Genomic DNA, 16,165 nt, shown 5'->3' on the forward strand with positions numbered 1-16,165 from the left:
GCCGGCCAGTGTAGAGGCCATGCCCGCCCCCTGGCTAGGGCGCCGGTGCGGTCGTCCACAGCGACGGCCAATCGCCGTAACCCACACCGGTGCAGCGCGGCATCACATGAAACTCACTGAGCTGGAACGCCTTGCCGTCGAACACCCAGACGCCACCGCCGCCACAGTCACCGATCCCGCGCTGCTTGTAGAAATAACTCAGGGTGCCAGAGGCTTCGTCATAGCCCACCGAGCCTTGCAGCGCGGCGCCGTCCAACGGCAAGGGCTCAAGCTCCAGCGGCGTTTGCGCATAGGGCGCCTGACGCTGGCGGCTGACCACGTCGAACTCACAGTTGTAGGCCGCGCAGTCGTAGCGCGCCACCGTCATCGCCTGTTGCGCCGTCAGCGCCCCGGCCGTTGCCTCGGGCTCACCCTCCTCCGGCGTCACGGCCTGCAATGCAGCCGCCACCAGGCCCGCCTGTTCCTGCACGGTCAACGTCGGCGGCGCAGGGAACTTGCGCAACACCGGCGTCGGCAAGCGTGGCGGCACCTCACTGGCCGGAGCTTTTCCGGGGCGTGCCAGGGCCGTCACGTTATCCACCCGCCCCTGCGCCGCATCCATCAACAGCAGCGAAGCACTCAGGCCGCTGAGCGACACATGCGCCTGCTCATCGCCCGGCAATTGCAGGCGCTGGCCATTGCGCAAACGCTGCAACCAGCGCCGCGCTGCGGCGTCCTCGATCACGCCGTAAGACTGCACCTCGGGATCGCCGCCCTGATCGTCCAGTTCTATGTGCAAATCCCGGGTCAGTTCCAGGCCCAGCGGCTGACCGTCCAACACCAGGGTCGACAGGTCCAGCGCTTCGCCGCGATGGTCGAAGCGCAAGCGTAGATACCCCTCGGGGCCGGCCTGATGCCAGATGTGCAAGGTCAGGGCGCTGTAGTCTTCTTCATCGACGCCACTGGGCGCGCTCAGGGCATGGCAATTGCGCAGGTTGTCGCAACCGGTGACCCAGTTCTTGATTTCCCGCAGCAGCGGCACGGTTTCAGCGGGCGGTTGAGCGAAGGCATGGGTGGCGGTGCCGCTCAGCAGCAGGGCCAGGAGTACGGGGCGTAGCATGGGGACTCTCCGTGTCGAAAAAGGCGCGGATTGTCCCATGTTCGGCGTGATGCGTCAGCGCTTGGCCGCCACTCGCCACACCCGCGCGATATCCGCCGCGCGCTCGCTCAGCAAACGCGGGGCCTCGCTGCAGGCCTGCTCCAGGCTCATCGGGCCGTTTGGCAAGGCAAACGCCGCATCCACGCCATGGGCGTACATCTGCTCGTAGCCGTCGCCCAGGGTGCCGGCGATGACGATCACCGGAACGCCGTGTTGCCGGGCGATACGGGCCACGCCGAAGGGGGTCTTGCCGCGCAGGGTCTGGGCGTCGAAGCGGCCTTCGCCGGTGATGACCAGGTCGGCGCCGCGTACGGCTTCGTCAAGTCCTACCAGTTCGGCGACGACGTCCACGCCCGCGCGGAACTGCGCACCGAGGAACGCCTTGGCGGCAAAACCCAGGCCGCCAGCGGCGCCGCTGCCGGGTTCGTCGCGCACGTCCTTGGGCAGGACGTTGGCGCAGTGATCGGCAAAGTGGCCAAGGGCAGCGTCCAGTTGTTGCACCTGCTCAGGGTTGGCACCTTTTTGCGGGCCGAATATCGCCGAGGCGCCGTGGGGGCCGCACAACGGGTTGTTCACATCGGCGGCGATTTCAAAGCGTACCTGGGTCAGGCGCGGATCGAGTTTTTCCAGGTTGATATGCGCCAGTCGTGACAAGGCCAGGCCTCCGGGAGGCAAGGCCTGTTCCGCAGCGTCGAACAGTTGCACGCCCAGGGCTTGCATCGCACCCGCACCGCCGTCGTTGGTAGCGCTGCCGCCAATCGCCAGAATGATGCGCTGGGCACCCAGGTCCAAGGCCGCGCGAATCAGCTCGCCGGTGCCGTAGGTGCTGCTGGTGCACGCATCGCGCTGGCCTGGCGGTACCAATTGCAGGCCGCTGGCTTCGGCCATTTCGATGATCGCGGTGTGGCTGTCGGCCAACCAGCCCCAACGTGCTTCAACCGTCCCGCCCAGAGGGCCACGCACCGCCTGGCGGCGCAATTGGCCGTTACAGGCGGCGAGCACCGAGTCCACCGTGCCTTCACCACCGTCCGCCATCGGGCACTGGATCACCTGTGCATCCGGCCAGACTTGCGCCAACCCTGCGGCAATGGCCTGGGCGACGCCCTCGGCACTCAGGCTGTCCTTGAACGAGTCGGGGGCGATGATGATTTTCATGGGCTTTCTCCGGTTTTTATGACGCCCATGCTGCCAGTTGGCACCGCCGATGACGCCGGTCCGATGCACAAGTACGGGTAAGGTTTGTTGTTCATTCCGACAAAGCCTGGGGCAACAGCTGCACGCCGAGGTACAGTGCCAGCATGCCGTCCAGGGTCAGCGGGTCGACGCCGCTGAGTTCGGCGATGCGCTCCATGCGGTAGCGCAGGCTGTTGCGGTGAATGCCGAGGGCGTCGGCACAGGCCTGGCTTTGCCCGTCGTGTTCGCACCAACTGCGCAGCGTGGCCAGGAGTTGGCCGTTGCTGTCCTTGGCCAGCACCTTGCGCAATGGGTTGAGCAGTTCGTCGAGGGCATCGTCGTTGCGATGACGCCAGAGCATCACCGGCAAGCGGTAGCGGTTGAGGGTCAAGAGCCGCGACTGCGGCAGCACATCGCGACCGTAGGCCAGTAAATCGCCGACGCGACGATAGCAACGGCGCAATCCGGCCAGGCCATCCGCCTGCCCGCCGACGGCCACGCGAAGGATGTTCCAGCCCAGGCCTTCGAGCTTTTCCAGCAGCCGTGGATTGTCCACCTGCTGTGCCGCCGGTCGGCACCACAGCAGCGAGAACTGCGCCGAGCTCACGCACCAACTGTCCGGATAGCGCGAGGTCAGCCAGGTGTTCAATGCTTCCGCCGATTGGCCCGCCCCCAGTTCGAACAGGTACGGCGTGCGCGCCAGCTGCGGCTTGAGGCCCAATTGCTGGGCTTCATCGACCAGGCGTGGTGAGTCGCCGCTGTCGGCGAGGAGCAACGCCAACAGATCATCGCAACGCTGGCGTCGCCATTGCTGCTCGGTTTGCTGGTGACGATGGCTGACGAGCATTTCGGCGGTCATGCGCACCAGTTCGGCATAAGTGCGCAACAGCTCGGGCTCGCCGGTGATGCCCAGTACGCCAATCAGGCGCTGATCGTGCATCAGCGGCAGGTTGATGCCCGGCTGCACGCCCTTGAGGTGCTTGGCGGTCTGGCCGTCGATCTCGACCACGCGACCATTGGCCAGCACCAATTGTGCTCCTTCGTGGCGGGTGTTGATGCGCTCGGGTTCGCCGCTACCGAGGATCAGGCCTTGGCTGTCCATGACATTGACGTTGTAGGGCAGGATCACCATGGTCCTATCGACGATATCCTGCGCCAGGTCATGATCCAGCTCGAACATGCGGCCATCTCCTTGAAAGAAAGTACTTGAAAGCGTGCTTGTTCATCGGCACAGCGCAAAGCATGCATCACTGTGCGCAAGCACAAAGACAGCACCCCGCCACCTGGCCGAGACTCATTGGGCGATCGACGTTACCCTCGCATCGCGCAAAATCATAATAAAGAGAGATTCCCATGTCACAGAGCGCCGCTGTCACACTGGCCACCGATGACGATAAAAACGCCATCTACAAGCGCGTTACCCTGCGCTTGATCCCCTTCATTTTCATCTGCTATCTGTTCAACTACCTCGACCGGGTCAACGTTGGCTTTGCCAAGTTGCAGATGCTCGATGCGCTGAAATTCAGCGAAACCGTTTACGGCCTGGGTGCCGGGATCTTCTTTGTCGGCTACGTGCTGTGTGGCGTGCCGAGCAACCTGGCGCTGACCAGGTTCGGTCCACGGCGCTGGATTGCGTTGATGATGATCGTCTGGGGCACGCTGTCCACCTGCCTGCTGTTCGTCACCACGCCGACGCATTTCTACACCTTGCGCCTGTTTACCGGTGCGGCTGAAGCCGGCTTCTTCCCCGGTGTGGTGCTGTACCTCTCGCAGTGGTTCCCGACGTTCCGCCGTGGGCGGATCATGGCGCTGTTCATGTCGGCGATCCCGGTGTCCGGTTTGCTCGGCAGCCCGTTTTCCGGCTGGATCCTCAACCACTTCGCCGCCGGCCAAGGCGGCTTGGCGGGCTGGCAGTGGATGTTCCTGCTGCAAGGCATCCCAACCGTGATCCTCGGCGCCCTCGCCTACTTCCTGCTCAGCGACAGCTTTGCCCACGCCAAGTGGCTCAAGCCCCACGAGCGCGCAGTGCTGGAAGCCGACCAGGCCACCGACCTGGTCAACAAGCCGAAAACCACCACCGATTCACTCGCCGAAGTGTTCAAGAACCCGGCGATCTGGGCGTTCGGCCTGATCTACTTCTGCATCCAGAGCGGTGTGTACGCCATCAACTTCTGGCTGCCGTCGATCATCAAGAACCTGGGCTTCAGCGATAACCTGGTGATCGGCTGGCTCAGCGCGATTCCATACCTGCTGGCCGCCGTCTTCATGTTGCTGGTGGGCCGCTCGGCGGACTTGCGCAAGGAGCGTCGCTGGCATCTTGTCGTGCCGATGTTGATGGGCGCCATCGGCCTGGTGATTGCCGTGAACTTCGCCACCACGCCAGCCATCGCCATCCTCGGCCTGACCATCGCGACCATGGGCGCCCTCACCGGCCTGCCAATGTTCTGGCCGGTACCGACCGCCATGCTCAGTGCGGGCGCAGCGGCCGGTGGCCTGGCGCTGATCAACTCCATGGGCCAGATGGCCGGCTTCCTCAGCCCGTATATCGTCGGTTTTGTGAAGGACGCCACCGGCTCCACGGATGTGGCGCTGTACCTGCTGGCGGCGGTAATTGTGGCGGGCAGTGTGTTGGCGTTGCGGATGACGCGGACCTTGAAGGTATAACACGGTCCATGTGGGAGGGGCGGGGCGACGATTCGACTTGCCGCCTCCCACATATAGTCCGCGTTTACAGCAGCCCGCCGCCGTCGATATCAATGACAGCACCGGTCATGTAGCCATTCTCCATGGCCAGCACATACCCCGCCGCCACTTCCTCTGCCTGCCCTACGCGCCCCACCGGCAATGCGCCACCCGCCTTGGCAAACATCGCCAGGCGCTGGTCCTCGGCCAACCCCGCATACGCAGGGGTATCAATCACACCGGGACTCACCACGTTAACGCGACGCGGTGCCAACTCCTTGGCCAACTGCTTGCCCAGGGCTTCAGTGGCCGCGTTGATACCGACTTTGATGAACTGGCCCGGCGCCAATTTGCGCCCCAGTTGCCCGGAGGTCAGGCTGATGCTGCCGCGCTCATCAAGAAAAGGCAGCGCCTGTTGGATCGCCCGCAACGCGCCCCAGAGTTTCACGTTGAAGTTGGCCTGGGCCTCGTCCAGATCGGTTTCGATCAAGGTCTTGGCCCGCACCGAGGGGCCGGAGGTGTACACCAGATGGTCAAAACGCCCGACGGTTTCGAACAAACGCTGCAGGGAGGCGGCGTCGGTGACGTCCACGGGTTCGCTGCGCAGGCCGTTTTGGCTGCCCGACGAGAGACGTCGCCCCGCCAACACCACCTGAGCACCGCGTGCAGCGGCGGCCTTGGCCACGGCTGCGCCGATCCCGCTGCTGCCGCCGATGACGATGACCGTTTTACCGTTGAGGGGAGAAGTCATTAAGAAATGTCCTGGGTCAGAAAGTGAGCGCTCATCTTCCCAGCTTGGCAATCAGCGAAAAATCCCGGTAAAACGACAGGATCTTTAAAGGATTTTTACAAATGAGCTCAATCCTCGACCTTGAAGTGTTCGCACGCACCGCCGACACCGGCAGCCTGTCCGCCGCCGCACGTGGGCTGGGCCTGACCCCCGCAGCAGCCAGCATCGCCCTCAAGCGCCTGGAAACCCGGTTGGGCACCCGCCTGCTGGCACGCTCCACCCGCAGCATGCGCCTGACCGAAGAAGGTCGCCGCTACCTCGACAGCGTGCGCGAAGCGCTGGCCGCATTGGCCGAAGGCGAGCAAGCGCTCAAGCAGCAGAGCCAGGGCCTGACCGGCCTGCTGCAGTTGGCGGCGCCCTCGGATTTTGGCCGCAATGTGGTCCTGGGCTGGCTGGATGAGTTCAAGCAGGAACACCCGAACATCCGCCTGCAATTGCTGCTCAACGACAGCAATGCCGACCTGTTCCGCGACACCGTCGACATCGCCCTGCGTTTCGGCGTCCCACGGGACTCCAGCCTGGTGGCGCTGCCGGTGGTCCCCGACCACCAACGCATTCCCTGCGCCAGCCCCGACTACCTGGCGCGCCACGGCACGCCGCGCATTCCGGCGGAGTTGGCGCAGCACAACACGCTGCGGTACATGCGCCAGGGCCGGGCCAACAGCACCTGGTACTTTCGCCAGGGCACGACGTTGCAGGAAGTTGAGGTGACGGGCGACTACCTGAGCGATGACGGCGAGATTGTGCGGCGCTGGGCACTCGCCGGCCACGGTATTGCCTACAAGGCCAATCTCGACATCGCTCGGGACCTCAAGGCCGGACGGCTGGTGCAACTGTTGCCGGACTGGCAGGGAGAACCCACCCCGTTCAACCTGATGTGCCCCCACCGCCTGCAAGTGTCGGAACGGGTGAAAGTGCTGCACCGGTTTCTACAAGTGCGCTGCCAGGCCCTGTTACAGCCATCGCTGCCCTAAGTTTCAGCTATTAAGAGGTGGCTTTTTAAACCTGTCATTTATGACAGTATCTCAGCGTACCTATCGCATTTAGCATGTCCATTCCGAAGTCCCCTTCACATTGCGCAAGGAACATCGAGATGACAACTAAAGCTAAACCAACCGCGAGCACGGGCAGCCTCACCGCAGCGTTTACCGGCAGCCATACCCATTCGTTCGTATCCAATCTCGACAGACAACATATCTTCAAGTCCGGAGAGCACTGGCGTTTCAGTGGGGTTGAATTGCAAAGCGGCGACCCACACCAGAATTATTATGGGCTGAACGTGGTGCTTCCGGCTGATCTTGAAGAGAACGGCAAGAAGCACATCTACAGCTTCCCCGACGAGGTCACCGGCTTTGTCTTTGCACCCTATGGAGCAGGTATTTCCGTCTATCGGATTGTAAGTGGGGAGATCACCGTTTCAGTACTAAATGAGGAAATGAACGCAACCTTCCATTTATCGGCGGAATTTAACGAAGCGCATGTAGACCTTACCGACGGCGAGCTTCACTTGAAGGGAATATCCTACCCAAGGCTCTATACAGATACCTTCAATGGAACATTCCGTAATAGCCCGTTTCCTTCACATGAAGATTTTGTAGCAAAGACCGCTGGCATTATCAGTCACGAATCGCCCTTTTTCCCGGACAGCTGGGAAGTCTTTGGCTCGCGGGATATCGACTCTTTTCCACCCTCAAACCAAATCGTCAGCATCCAGATAACAAAAAACCTGACCGAGCATGACTATGTCATCTCCCCAAAAAGCACGGAGGTTTTCGTCAACTGCAGCGCCCGTCCCGCTTACGGCCTCTATGCCGCAGTGGGAGGAAACCTGCATTTCGATTCACTCCCCGCTACAGGCCGCGCGAAAGGCACATTGAAATGCAGTTTTATTGTGAGAGAAGGCGTGGAATTTCAGTTCGACGGTGGATTCGACGTAGGCACGCCCTTCTATATCGCTTGATCTTGTTCAAAGATGTAAGCCCCCGCCGCTCTCAACTGGTAACGCCGAATCACCCGCGGCGTTATCAGTTGCACATGGCCACGGCGGGGGGGCAGGCGGGTCCGTGCACGCCGATACGCCGACGTTGAGCTTGTTCTAGAGCCTTGCTCTCTGGTATTGCATAGCACTCGTCAATGCTTTTGAGGAATGCACCATGATTTACCGCACGTTGGGCCAGTCAGGTTTGAAGGTCAGTGCCTTGACTCTGGGCACCATGATGTTTGGCGAACAGACCAACACCGAGGACTCGCTGCGCATCATCGACAAGGCCTGGGACCAGGGCGTCAATTTTATCGACACGGCGGACGTGTACACCGGCGGGCGCTCCGAGGAAATCGTCGGCGAAGCCATCGCTCGCCATCGTCAGGATTGGGTGGTGGCGTCGAAAGTCGCCATTGGCCCCACGGAGGGCCTGCCCAACCGCAGTGGCCTGAGCCGCAAGCGCATCTTCAACGCGTTGGAAGCCAGCCTCACCCGCCTCGATACCGACTACCTCGACATCTACTACCTGCACCGCGAAGATCACGACACCCCGCTGGAGGTTACGGTATCGGCCATCGGCGACCTGATCCGCCAGGGCAAGATCCGTTACTGGGGCCTGTCCAACTATCGCGGCTGGCGGATTGCCGAGGTGATCCGTGTCGCCGAACGCCTGGGCGTGGACAAGCCGGTGATCAGCCAGCCGCTGTACAACATCGTCAACCGTCAGGCCGAAGTCGAACAGATCACCGCCGCCGCCGCGTACGGCCTGGGGGTCGTACCTTACAGCCCACTGGCGCGTGGCGTGCTCAGCGGCAAATACGCGCCGGACGTCACACCCGAAGCCGGCAGCCGTGCCGCCCGCCAGGACAAGCGCATCCTGGAAACCGAATGGCGCATGGAATCACTGCGCATCGCCCAGCAGATCCAGCAATACACCCAGGGCCGTGGTGTGGGCATTGTCGAGTTTGCGATAGCCTGGGTGCTGAACAACGCGGCGGTGAGCTCGGCGATCGTAGGGCCGCGCACCGAGGCGCAGTGGGATGCCTACACCGGCGCGCTGGACGTGAAGATCACGGCTGAGGATGAGGCTTTTATCGACTCGCTGGTGACTCCGGGGCATTCCTCCACGCCGGGGTTCAATGATGTGGGTCATTTTGTCTCGGGCCGAGTGGCGCGCGCGTAGGCTGAGTGACCGGGCTGCGGTTGTAGAGCGGGCTTACTGTTGCGAGCGGGCTTGCACCGCTCGCAACAACAACAACAACAACAACAACAACAACAACCCGACTGACCCTACCAAGCCGACCCAGACAGCGGTAACGAGAAATTTTCCTGAAAAACGCCCCAAAACAGCGCAACCCTCTCGACTCAAAAGCACCATAATCCCCTCTTGAAATTCCCCTTTTTTTTGAAATCGGTTTTCGCGAGGACAGCGTGTCTAAAGGAGTTGTGTTATCGGTGTCGGCCTCGGTGTTGTTTGCCGTGATGTACTACTTCACGTCATTGCTGACGCCATTGAGCGGCCTGGAAATTTTCGGCTGGCGCATGTTGCTGACCGTGCCGTGCATGACGGTATTCATGATCGTCAGTGGCGAATGGCGGCGGGTGTGGGAGTTGCTGCAAGTGCTCGCGGCCAAGCCTCGGCTGATCGGCGGTGTGGTGCTGTCGTCGGCCTTGCTGGGCGTGCAGTTGTGGTTGTTCATGTGGGCACCGCTGAACGGGCGCAGCCTGGATGTGTCGGTAGGTTACTTCCTGCTGCCGCTGAGCATGGTGCTCACCGGACGCCTGGTATGGGGCGAACAGCTTTCATACCTGCAAAAGATCGCGGTGTTTTTTGCCAGCCTCGGGGTACTTAACGAGTTGTTCCAGGCCGGCGGGTTTTCCTGGGCGACGCTGGTGGTGATCATCGGTTACCCGCTGTACTTCATCGCGCGCAAATACCTCAAGACCGACCACCTGGGCGGACTGTGGCTGGACATGGCGCTGATGTTGCCGGTGGCCTGGTGGTTTGTGCAAAGCGGCGAACAGGGCTTCGCGGTGATGGATGCCCACCCCAGGCTGTACGGGTTGATCCCGGTACTGGGCCTGATCAGTGCCTCGGCGCTGGTGAGCTATATCATTGCCAGTCGGTTGCTTGCATTCAGCCTGTTCGGACTGCTCAGTTATGTCGAGCCGGTGCTGTTGCTGGTAGTGGCGCTGCTGTTGGGTGAAGGCATCAAGGCAGGCGAATGGTTGACCTACATCCCGATCTGGATCGCAGTCATGGTACTGGTGTTCGAAGGGTTCAAACATTTGGTGCGTCAGCGCCGAGCCTGAATGCCAAACAACAAAAAGCCCGACCGAGGCGTCCCTCGGTCGGGCTTTTTTCATGCTCAGTCGGCGGTCAACACGCCACGACGTACCTGGTCCCGCTCGATGGACTCGAACAGCGCCTTGAAGTTGCCCTCGCCAAACCCATCATCGCCCTTGCGCTGGATGAACTCGAAGAACACCGGGCCCATCAGGGTTTCCGAGAAGATCTGCAGCAACAGGCGCTTGTCGCCTTCGATTGACGAGCCGTCCAGCAGGATGCCACGTGCTTGCAGTTGATCCACCGGTTCGCCGTGGTTCGGCAGGCGGCCTTCGAGCATTTCGTAGTAGGTATCCGGCGGCGCAGTCATGAAGCGCATGCCGATCTTCTTGAGTGCGTCCCAGGTCTTGACCAGGTCGTCGGTGAGGAACGCCACGTGCTGGATGCCCTCGCCATTGAACTGCATCAGGAACTCTTCGATCTGCCCGGCGCCCTTGGACGACTCTTCGTTCAGGGGGATGCGGATCATGCCGTCCGGGGCGCTCATGGCCTTGGACGTCAGGCCGGTGTATTCGCCTTTGATATCGAAGTAGCGCGCTTCGCGGAAGTTGAACAGTTTCTCGTAGAAGCCGGCCCAGTAGGCCATGCGCCCGCGATACACATTGTGGGTCAGGTGGTCGATGACCTTGAGGCCGGCGCCTTGCGGGTTACGCTCGACGCCGTCGAGGTAGACGAAGTCGATGTCATAGATCGAGCTGCCCTCACCAAAACGGTCGATCAGGTACAGCGGCGCGCCGCCGATGCCCTTGATGGCCGGCAGGTTCAGCTCCATCGGGCCGGTTTCGATATGGATGGGCTGAGCCCCCAGTTCCAGCGCGCGGTTGTAGGCTTTTTGCGAATCCTTGACGCGGAACGCCATGCCGCACACCGACGGGCCGTGCTCGGCGGCGAAATAGGAGGCGATGCTGTTGGGCTCATTGTTAAGGATCAGGTTGATCTCGCCCTGGCGGAACAGTTGGACGTTCTTGGAGCGATGGTTCGCGACTTTGGTGAAGCCCATGATCTCGAAGATCGGCTCCAGGGTGCCGGGGGTCGGCGATGCGAATTCGATAAATTCAAAGCCCATCAGGCCCATTGGGTTTTCGTAGTGGTCGGTCATGGCCGGTGCCTCATCATTCTTGTGGGTAGCAAGTGGTTATGTGCGAGCAAGGATGAGGTCGGAGGGGGGCGCGCAGGAAAGGCCTCGCACACTGCGGGCGAGGAAGTCACCAAAAATGAGGGGGGAGCCGAGTAGCTTCATGGTTACATCAGTCTCTGACGGCCGAGGCTTGCGTGAGCGCAAGTCCATATTCTTGTATGCGTAAATCGATTCTACACAGCGTAACCGTATTTGTCCGTACTCTTATCAAATCCCCATTGCCCTGGCCTGTGCAAGGGGTTTGTTGCACAAGTAGATGCCCAACAGGATGACGGCCCCGCCCGCCAGCATGGGCGCCGTCAGTTGTTCCCCCAGCAGCAGTGCGCCGCAGATCACCGCCGTCAGTGGGTTAAGTGCGATAAATACGCCGGCGCGCGTCGCGCCGATGCGCCGGATACCGTCGTAGTAACCGATATATGCCAGCGCCGAGCCCAAAACGCCGAGGTAGGCCAGGCTGAGCCAATGGGTTATCGGCAAGCAACCAAGCGCTTCTACGCTGACGCTTGCGGTGACAAACGCGGTGGTGGTCAACATCAACGTACCCAGCAGCACCGACCAGGTGACCGTCTGCAATGGCCCCAGGCTTTGGTTGAGCCCACGGGCACACAGCGAATAAACGCCCCACCCCGCCACACAGCCAAGGATCAGTAAATCGCCGATCCAGGCATCGGCGGTGGCCTGCAACAACTGCGGGTTACGGCTGACAATGACCGTCCCGGCACCGACCAGGCACAACAGGATACCCAGCAGCTTGATCCGACTCAGCCGCTCCTTGAATAACAGCCAGCTCGCCAAGCCGATCACCGCCGGGTTCAACGCCACGATCAACGAAGCCCGCGACGCATTGATGTACTGCAACCCATAGAAGAAGCACAGGTTGTAGAAAAAAATCCCGAAGAATCCCAGCACCGCCAGTTGCGCAAACTGCCGAAGATTGGGACGCAACAGAGGAATACGCGCGCAGGCCATGAACAGCAACAACGCCAGACTGGCGAGGATAAAACGCAGGCTGGCGGCCAGCAGCGGATTGAGGTGGTCGGCCAGGAAGCGCCCGGCGACAAAGGTGCCGCCCCAGATCATGGTGACGGCGGCGAGTTTGCAATAAGTCAGGTGATCGGAGGCGAGTCGCATGAGGGATGAGCTCAAGGTACGGAAGAATTCGCGTATTCTTCAGCTAATAACCGATCATCGTAAAATGAGCTTTCACTCATGACACTGACCCAATTGGAAATTTTCTCACTGGTCGCCGAGCTCCAAGGTTTTACCAGTGCCGCCCACCGCTTGGGCATCAGCCAATCGGCGGTGTCCCATGCCATCAAGGCCCTGGAGCAGGAACTGGGTGTGGAGCTGTTTCGGCGCCACCAATCGCTGGTAGAACCGAGTGACATCGGCCAGCAATTACTCGGGCGTGCCCGTGCCATGCTCGGCTTGGCCAACACCCTGCAACAAGAGGCGGCCGATGCCCGTGGCATGCGGCGCGGTACGTTGCGCATCGGCTCATTCGGGCCGACCGCGTCGATTCGCCTGTTGCCAGCCATCCTCAGCCAGTTTCGCAGCGCCCATCCGGGGATTGAGGTGCATGTGGACGAAGGGTCCGACCGCCAGGTGCTGCAGTGGCTGGATGAGCGACGGATCGATGTGGGCTTTGTGGTGCTGGAACAGGAGCGCTTCGACACCTTTGCCTTGTTCGAGGACCAGATGGTGGCGCTGCTGCCGGCAGATCATCCATTGGCTGCGCGGGACACGCTGGCCCTGCAGGACCTGTGTGACGATGCCTTTATCCTGACGGAAGCCGGCTCCTCGGAGTTGGTCACCCGCCTGTTCGACGTCGGCCAACTGCGGCCAAAGGTGCGCTACCGCTGCGCGCAACTGCTGAGCACCCTGGAAGCGGTCAGCCGTGGGGACGGCCTGAGCATCGTCGCCGAAGCATCGCTGCCACAGGCACTTGATCCGCGCTATGTGAAACGACCGCTTTCGCCCCGCGTGCCGCGCCAGATTGGCCTGGCGGTACTGGATCGGCGGCAGTCGTCACCGGCCACCCTGGCCTTTATCGAGATTGCGCAAAGCCTTGGCAGGGCGAGCGAAGTCCAAGCGGGCCATCTATCATCGAAACATTCCCCGCCGGCCTGCCGGTAAAGCCTCCTGCGCAACAGGCCTGAACCCATGCCCCTCACCGTCAAAGGCCCGCGAAAGCTCTTCACCCGCTATTCGATCAGCGTGTTGTCGGGGGTGCTGCCGATCCTGCTGGGTGTGACCATCCTGTATTGGCAAGCTGAACGCACCCTTGAACAAAGCACGGCGCAAACCGCCCAGGAGGCCGTACGTCAATTCGACCTGATGCTCGACAATACCGCCCTCGCCGCCCAGGCCTTGCTGCCACTGGCCGGACAGCCGTGTGACAGTGGCGTGCAACTGGCGCTGCGTGAACAGGTCACGCGCCGGCCGTTCGTGCGGGCGACGACCTTGTCCTGGCAAAAAAATATCTATTGCAGCTCCCTGTTCGGCAGTCACTACGAGTCACCGGTGAACCCGGATGACTATGTCGATGGCCGCCTGTGGTTGATGAACGGCAACCCGGTTACACCGGATACCGCGTTGCTGGTCTACCGATTGGTCGACGGGGACAAAGCCGCGTTTGCCTCAATCGACGGCTATCACCTGACCAACGCCCTGCGCCTGATCAGCCGCTATGCGCAGCTTGTGCTGCAAGTCGGGCCTCACTGGCTCGGCGCCGATGGCAACGTGCACGACACCGCAGTCCCGGTATTTGCCGTAGCCCATCATCACCTGGCATCCGAGCGCTATCACTACAGCGTCGACGCCGGCATGCCGGCCGGTGAAGTGTGGCGCTATATGCAGGCACGTTACCCCGCGCTGTTCAGCCTGGTAGTGTTCTTTGGCGTATTCGCGGGCCTGCTTGCGCACTGGCTGCAAAAGCGTTCCTCGGCGCCTACCCATGAGCTGCAGCGGGCGCTGGGGGCCAACGAGTTCATCCCGTACTTCCAGCCGGTGGTGCGCGGCGACACCCGCGAATGGGCCGGCTGCGAAGTGCTGATGCGCTGGCAGCACCCCAAGGAAGGTCTGGTCCGACCCGATCTGTTTATCCCGCTGGCCGAACATTCTGGCCTGATTGTGCCGATGACCCGTGCCCTGCTGCGCCAGACCGCTGCCCAACTGGCGCCCCATGCGACGCGGTTCAGCCCGGGTTTCCATATCGGCGTGAATATCACCGCGCGCCATTGCCACGACCTTGCACTGGTAGAGGACTGCCGTGAATTTCTCGCCGCCTTCACGCCAGGCCAGGTGACCTTGGTGCTGGAGTTGACCGAGCGCGAGTTGATCGAGCCCACGGATACTACCCGTCGACTGTTCGACGCCCTGCATCAACTGGGCGTGATGATTGCCATCGATGACTTTGGTACCGGCCATTCCAGCCTGGGTTATTTGCGCAACTTCAATGTGGACTATCTGAAGATCGACCAGAGTTTTGTCGCCATGATCGGTGCCGATGCACTATCGCGGCATATTCTGGACAGCATCATCGAATTATCCGGCAAGCTGGACCTGGGCATCGTTGCAGAAGGTGTAGAGACCGCCGAGCAGTGCGAATACCTGGCCGCTCATGGTGTGCATTTTCTCCAGGGCTATCTGTTTGGAAAGCCATTACCCAGCGATGAATTCATTAAAAACCTAGTCAGCCATTGAATAGCCATGCACTAGCGGCGTTGAAATAATGTTAATAAGACAAAAGACATGATTTACTCGTGGCGGATTAACTACTACAATTTTTCTTGCCTGTGCAGAACTCGCAGGACGACTTCTTCTGTGAGTCGCCTTAACGCTATTGGCTTATAGCTTTGTCTGTAGTTGACATCAGCCAAATACACTATTGGAGTACAGATTTTGTCCAGACTCGCCGAATTTCGCGCAGCAGAAAAAGCCCTTCAAGAGCAGCTTGCCCAGCTGGAGTCCCTGAAGAACGACGCCGGACTGAAGAAAGAAATCGAATTCGAAGAAAAGCTTCAAGGACTGATGAAAACCTACGGCAAAGGCCTGCGCGACATCATCCTGATCCTTGATCCAAACCCGGGCAAGACCAGCGCTGCCGCCGCCAGCGCACCAAAACAGCGCCGTGCGCGCGTAGTCAAGGTTTACCACAATCCGCACACTGGCGAACTGATCGAAACCAAGGGCGGTAACCACCGCGGCCTCAAAGCCTGGAAAGAACAGTATGGCGCCGCCACTGTAGATTCCTGGCTTCGCGGCTGATCACCACGTACTAACAAAGAGCCCCGCACATGCGGGGCTTTTTTATTCAAGGGTTCGAAACCGAACTTAAATAACATTTCACTTTGTTCAGAATGACGGGTGAAACGCACTTAAAGTTTGAGGCCAGCGCGCACCGAACTGACTTCATCCTTGCTTGCTTGGTAAGCGTCGGCTTGACCCGCGTATGAAAAAACATACGCTTTATCGGTATCAACCGCGCCTACCAATGTTTGTGAAAGCACGTGCCGTCCATTCTCAGTAATCACACACGTAGTTTCTACGGCCTCAAGACGACTCAGTGTTGTCGAGTGCATCTTGCTGCACACACTTTGGTAGCCGCCTTGGGCAAAATCTTTCTGGATGGACTTGCGCATCTCCAGCAATACGCCCTGAAGGTTAACGTTATGCCCAGCCTCGATCGGCGTCCCCGTCAACTCCATCACCATCACTGTGTTGCCATTTTCATCGTTCTTGATCGCACGCTGCCGCGAAACCGGCTGCGGCGTGGCTGGCGCGTCGCCGTCGGGTACCACCTCCTCGACCTGCCAGCCGCTGGGCCAATGAATTTCCGGCTCGCCCGCCCATACCCAAGGACTGGACAACAGCAAACACAGAGCGCTCAACAGCGGTAAACGACATTCGATCAT

Annotated in this window: 15 protein-coding genes; 8 read left to right on the top strand and 7 right to left on the bottom strand. The window is 60.7% G+C overall.

Going from position 1 to position 16,165, the window contains the following annotated elements:
* Positions 1 to 34: 34 nt before the first annotated feature.
* From M2397_RS08055 to M2397_RS08065, 3 genes are all read right to left on the bottom strand, one after another.
* The gene (locus M2397_RS08055) at positions 35 to 1,099 is read right to left on the bottom strand and encodes a DUF1176 domain-containing protein (protein WP_259242605.1); all 1,065 of its coding nucleotides are present in this window, start codon (positions 1,097 to 1,099) and stop codon (positions 35 to 37) included.
* A gap of 54 nt (positions 1,100 to 1,153) precedes the next feature.
* Positions 1,154 to 2,293, bottom strand: a complete 1,140-nt coding sequence (locus M2397_RS08060) for a glycerate kinase (RefSeq protein WP_259242606.1) — start codon at positions 2,291 to 2,293, stop codon at positions 1,154 to 1,156.
* A 91-nt stretch (positions 2,294 to 2,384) separates the two neighbouring features.
* Positions 2,385 to 3,491, bottom strand: coding sequence for a sugar diacid recognition domain-containing protein (locus M2397_RS08065; RefSeq protein ID WP_259242607.1), 1,107 nt, complete (start codon positions 3,489 to 3,491; stop codon positions 2,385 to 2,387).
* Between the two features lie 173 nt (positions 3,492 to 3,664).
* Here M2397_RS08065 and M2397_RS08070 point away from each other — a divergent pair, with 173 nt between their 5' ends.
* Positions 3,665 to 4,975 carry an MFS transporter gene (locus M2397_RS08070; RefSeq protein WP_259242608.1) on the top strand — a complete coding sequence of 437 codons (1,311 nt, stop codon included), beginning with the start codon at positions 3,665 to 3,667 and terminating at the stop codon, positions 4,973 to 4,975.
* A gap of 64 nt (positions 4,976 to 5,039) precedes the next feature.
* Here M2397_RS08070 and M2397_RS08075 read toward each other — a convergent pair whose 3' ends face one another.
* Complete coding sequence (locus tag M2397_RS08075; RefSeq protein ID WP_259242609.1) at positions 5,040 to 5,744, bottom strand: SDR family oxidoreductase; 705 nt, start codon at positions 5,742 to 5,744, stop codon at positions 5,040 to 5,042.
* Between the two features lie 101 nt (positions 5,745 to 5,845).
* Here M2397_RS08075 and M2397_RS08080 point away from each other — a divergent pair, with 101 nt between their 5' ends.
* The 4 genes from M2397_RS08080 to rarD all read left to right on the top strand — a co-directional run bounded on the left by M2397_RS08080 (position 5,846) and on the right by rarD (position 10,077).
* On the top strand, positions 5,846 to 6,757 hold the full coding sequence (locus M2397_RS08080) for a LysR family transcriptional regulator (RefSeq protein ID WP_259242610.1): 912 nt from the start codon (positions 5,846 to 5,848) through the stop codon (positions 6,755 to 6,757).
* 119 nt (positions 6,758 to 6,876) lie between these two features.
* On the top strand, positions 6,877 to 7,743 hold the full coding sequence (locus M2397_RS08085; RefSeq protein WP_259242611.1) for a hypothetical protein: 867 nt from the start codon (positions 6,877 to 6,879) through the stop codon (positions 7,741 to 7,743).
* A 193-nt stretch (positions 7,744 to 7,936) separates the two neighbouring features.
* Entirely contained in the window at positions 7,937 to 8,947 is a 1,011-nt protein-coding gene (locus tag M2397_RS08090) for an aldo/keto reductase (RefSeq protein WP_131696229.1), read from the top strand.
* 248 nt (positions 8,948 to 9,195) lie between these two features.
* The gene (gene rarD, locus M2397_RS08095) at positions 9,196 to 10,077 is read left to right on the top strand and encodes an EamA family transporter RarD (RefSeq protein ID WP_131696228.1); all 882 of its coding nucleotides are present in this window, start codon (positions 9,196 to 9,198) and stop codon (positions 10,075 to 10,077) included.
* Positions 10,078 to 10,133: 56 nt separating this feature from the next.
* On the opposite strand, the gene hppD is transcribed toward rarD, so the two are convergent.
* On the bottom strand, positions 10,134 to 11,210 hold the full coding sequence (gene hppD, locus M2397_RS08100; protein WP_027606579.1) for a 4-hydroxyphenylpyruvate dioxygenase: 1,077 nt from the start codon (positions 11,208 to 11,210) through the stop codon (positions 10,134 to 10,136).
* A 246-nt stretch (positions 11,211 to 11,456) separates the two neighbouring features.
* Positions 11,457 to 12,380 (bottom strand): DMT family transporter, encoded by a 924-nt coding sequence (locus tag M2397_RS08105; RefSeq protein WP_167656293.1) that lies wholly within the window; start codon positions 12,378 to 12,380, stop codon positions 11,457 to 11,459.
* 78 nt (positions 12,381 to 12,458) lie between these two features.
* Between M2397_RS08105 and M2397_RS08110 the strand changes: the two genes are divergently transcribed.
* The 3 genes from M2397_RS08110 to M2397_RS08120 all read left to right on the top strand — a co-directional run bounded on the left by M2397_RS08110 (position 12,459) and on the right by M2397_RS08120 (position 15,518).
* The gene (locus tag M2397_RS08110) at positions 12,459 to 13,385 is read left to right on the top strand and encodes a LysR family transcriptional regulator (RefSeq protein WP_259242613.1); all 927 of its coding nucleotides are present in this window, start codon (positions 12,459 to 12,461) and stop codon (positions 13,383 to 13,385) included.
* Between the two features lie 27 nt (positions 13,386 to 13,412).
* Entirely contained in the window at positions 13,413 to 14,954 is a 1,542-nt protein-coding gene (locus M2397_RS08115; RefSeq protein ID WP_259242614.1) for an EAL domain-containing protein, read from the top strand.
* Positions 14,955 to 15,152: 198 nt separating this feature from the next.
* Positions 15,153 to 15,518: a histone-like nucleoid-structuring protein, MvaT/MvaU family gene (locus M2397_RS08120; protein ID WP_027606583.1), complete on the top strand. Its 366-nt coding sequence runs from the start codon at positions 15,153 to 15,155 to the stop codon at positions 15,516 to 15,518.
* Positions 15,519 to 15,628: 110 nt separating this feature from the next.
* On the opposite strand, the gene M2397_RS08125 is transcribed toward M2397_RS08120, so the two are convergent.
* Complete coding sequence (locus M2397_RS08125) at positions 15,629 to 16,165, bottom strand: DUF4946 domain-containing protein (RefSeq protein ID WP_167656291.1); 537 nt, start codon at positions 16,163 to 16,165, stop codon at positions 15,629 to 15,631.

It is taken from the genome of Pseudomonas sp. BIGb0381 (assembly GCF_024809815.1).
Lineage (GTDB): Bacteria > Pseudomonadota > Gammaproteobacteria > Pseudomonadales > Pseudomonadaceae > Aquipseudomonas.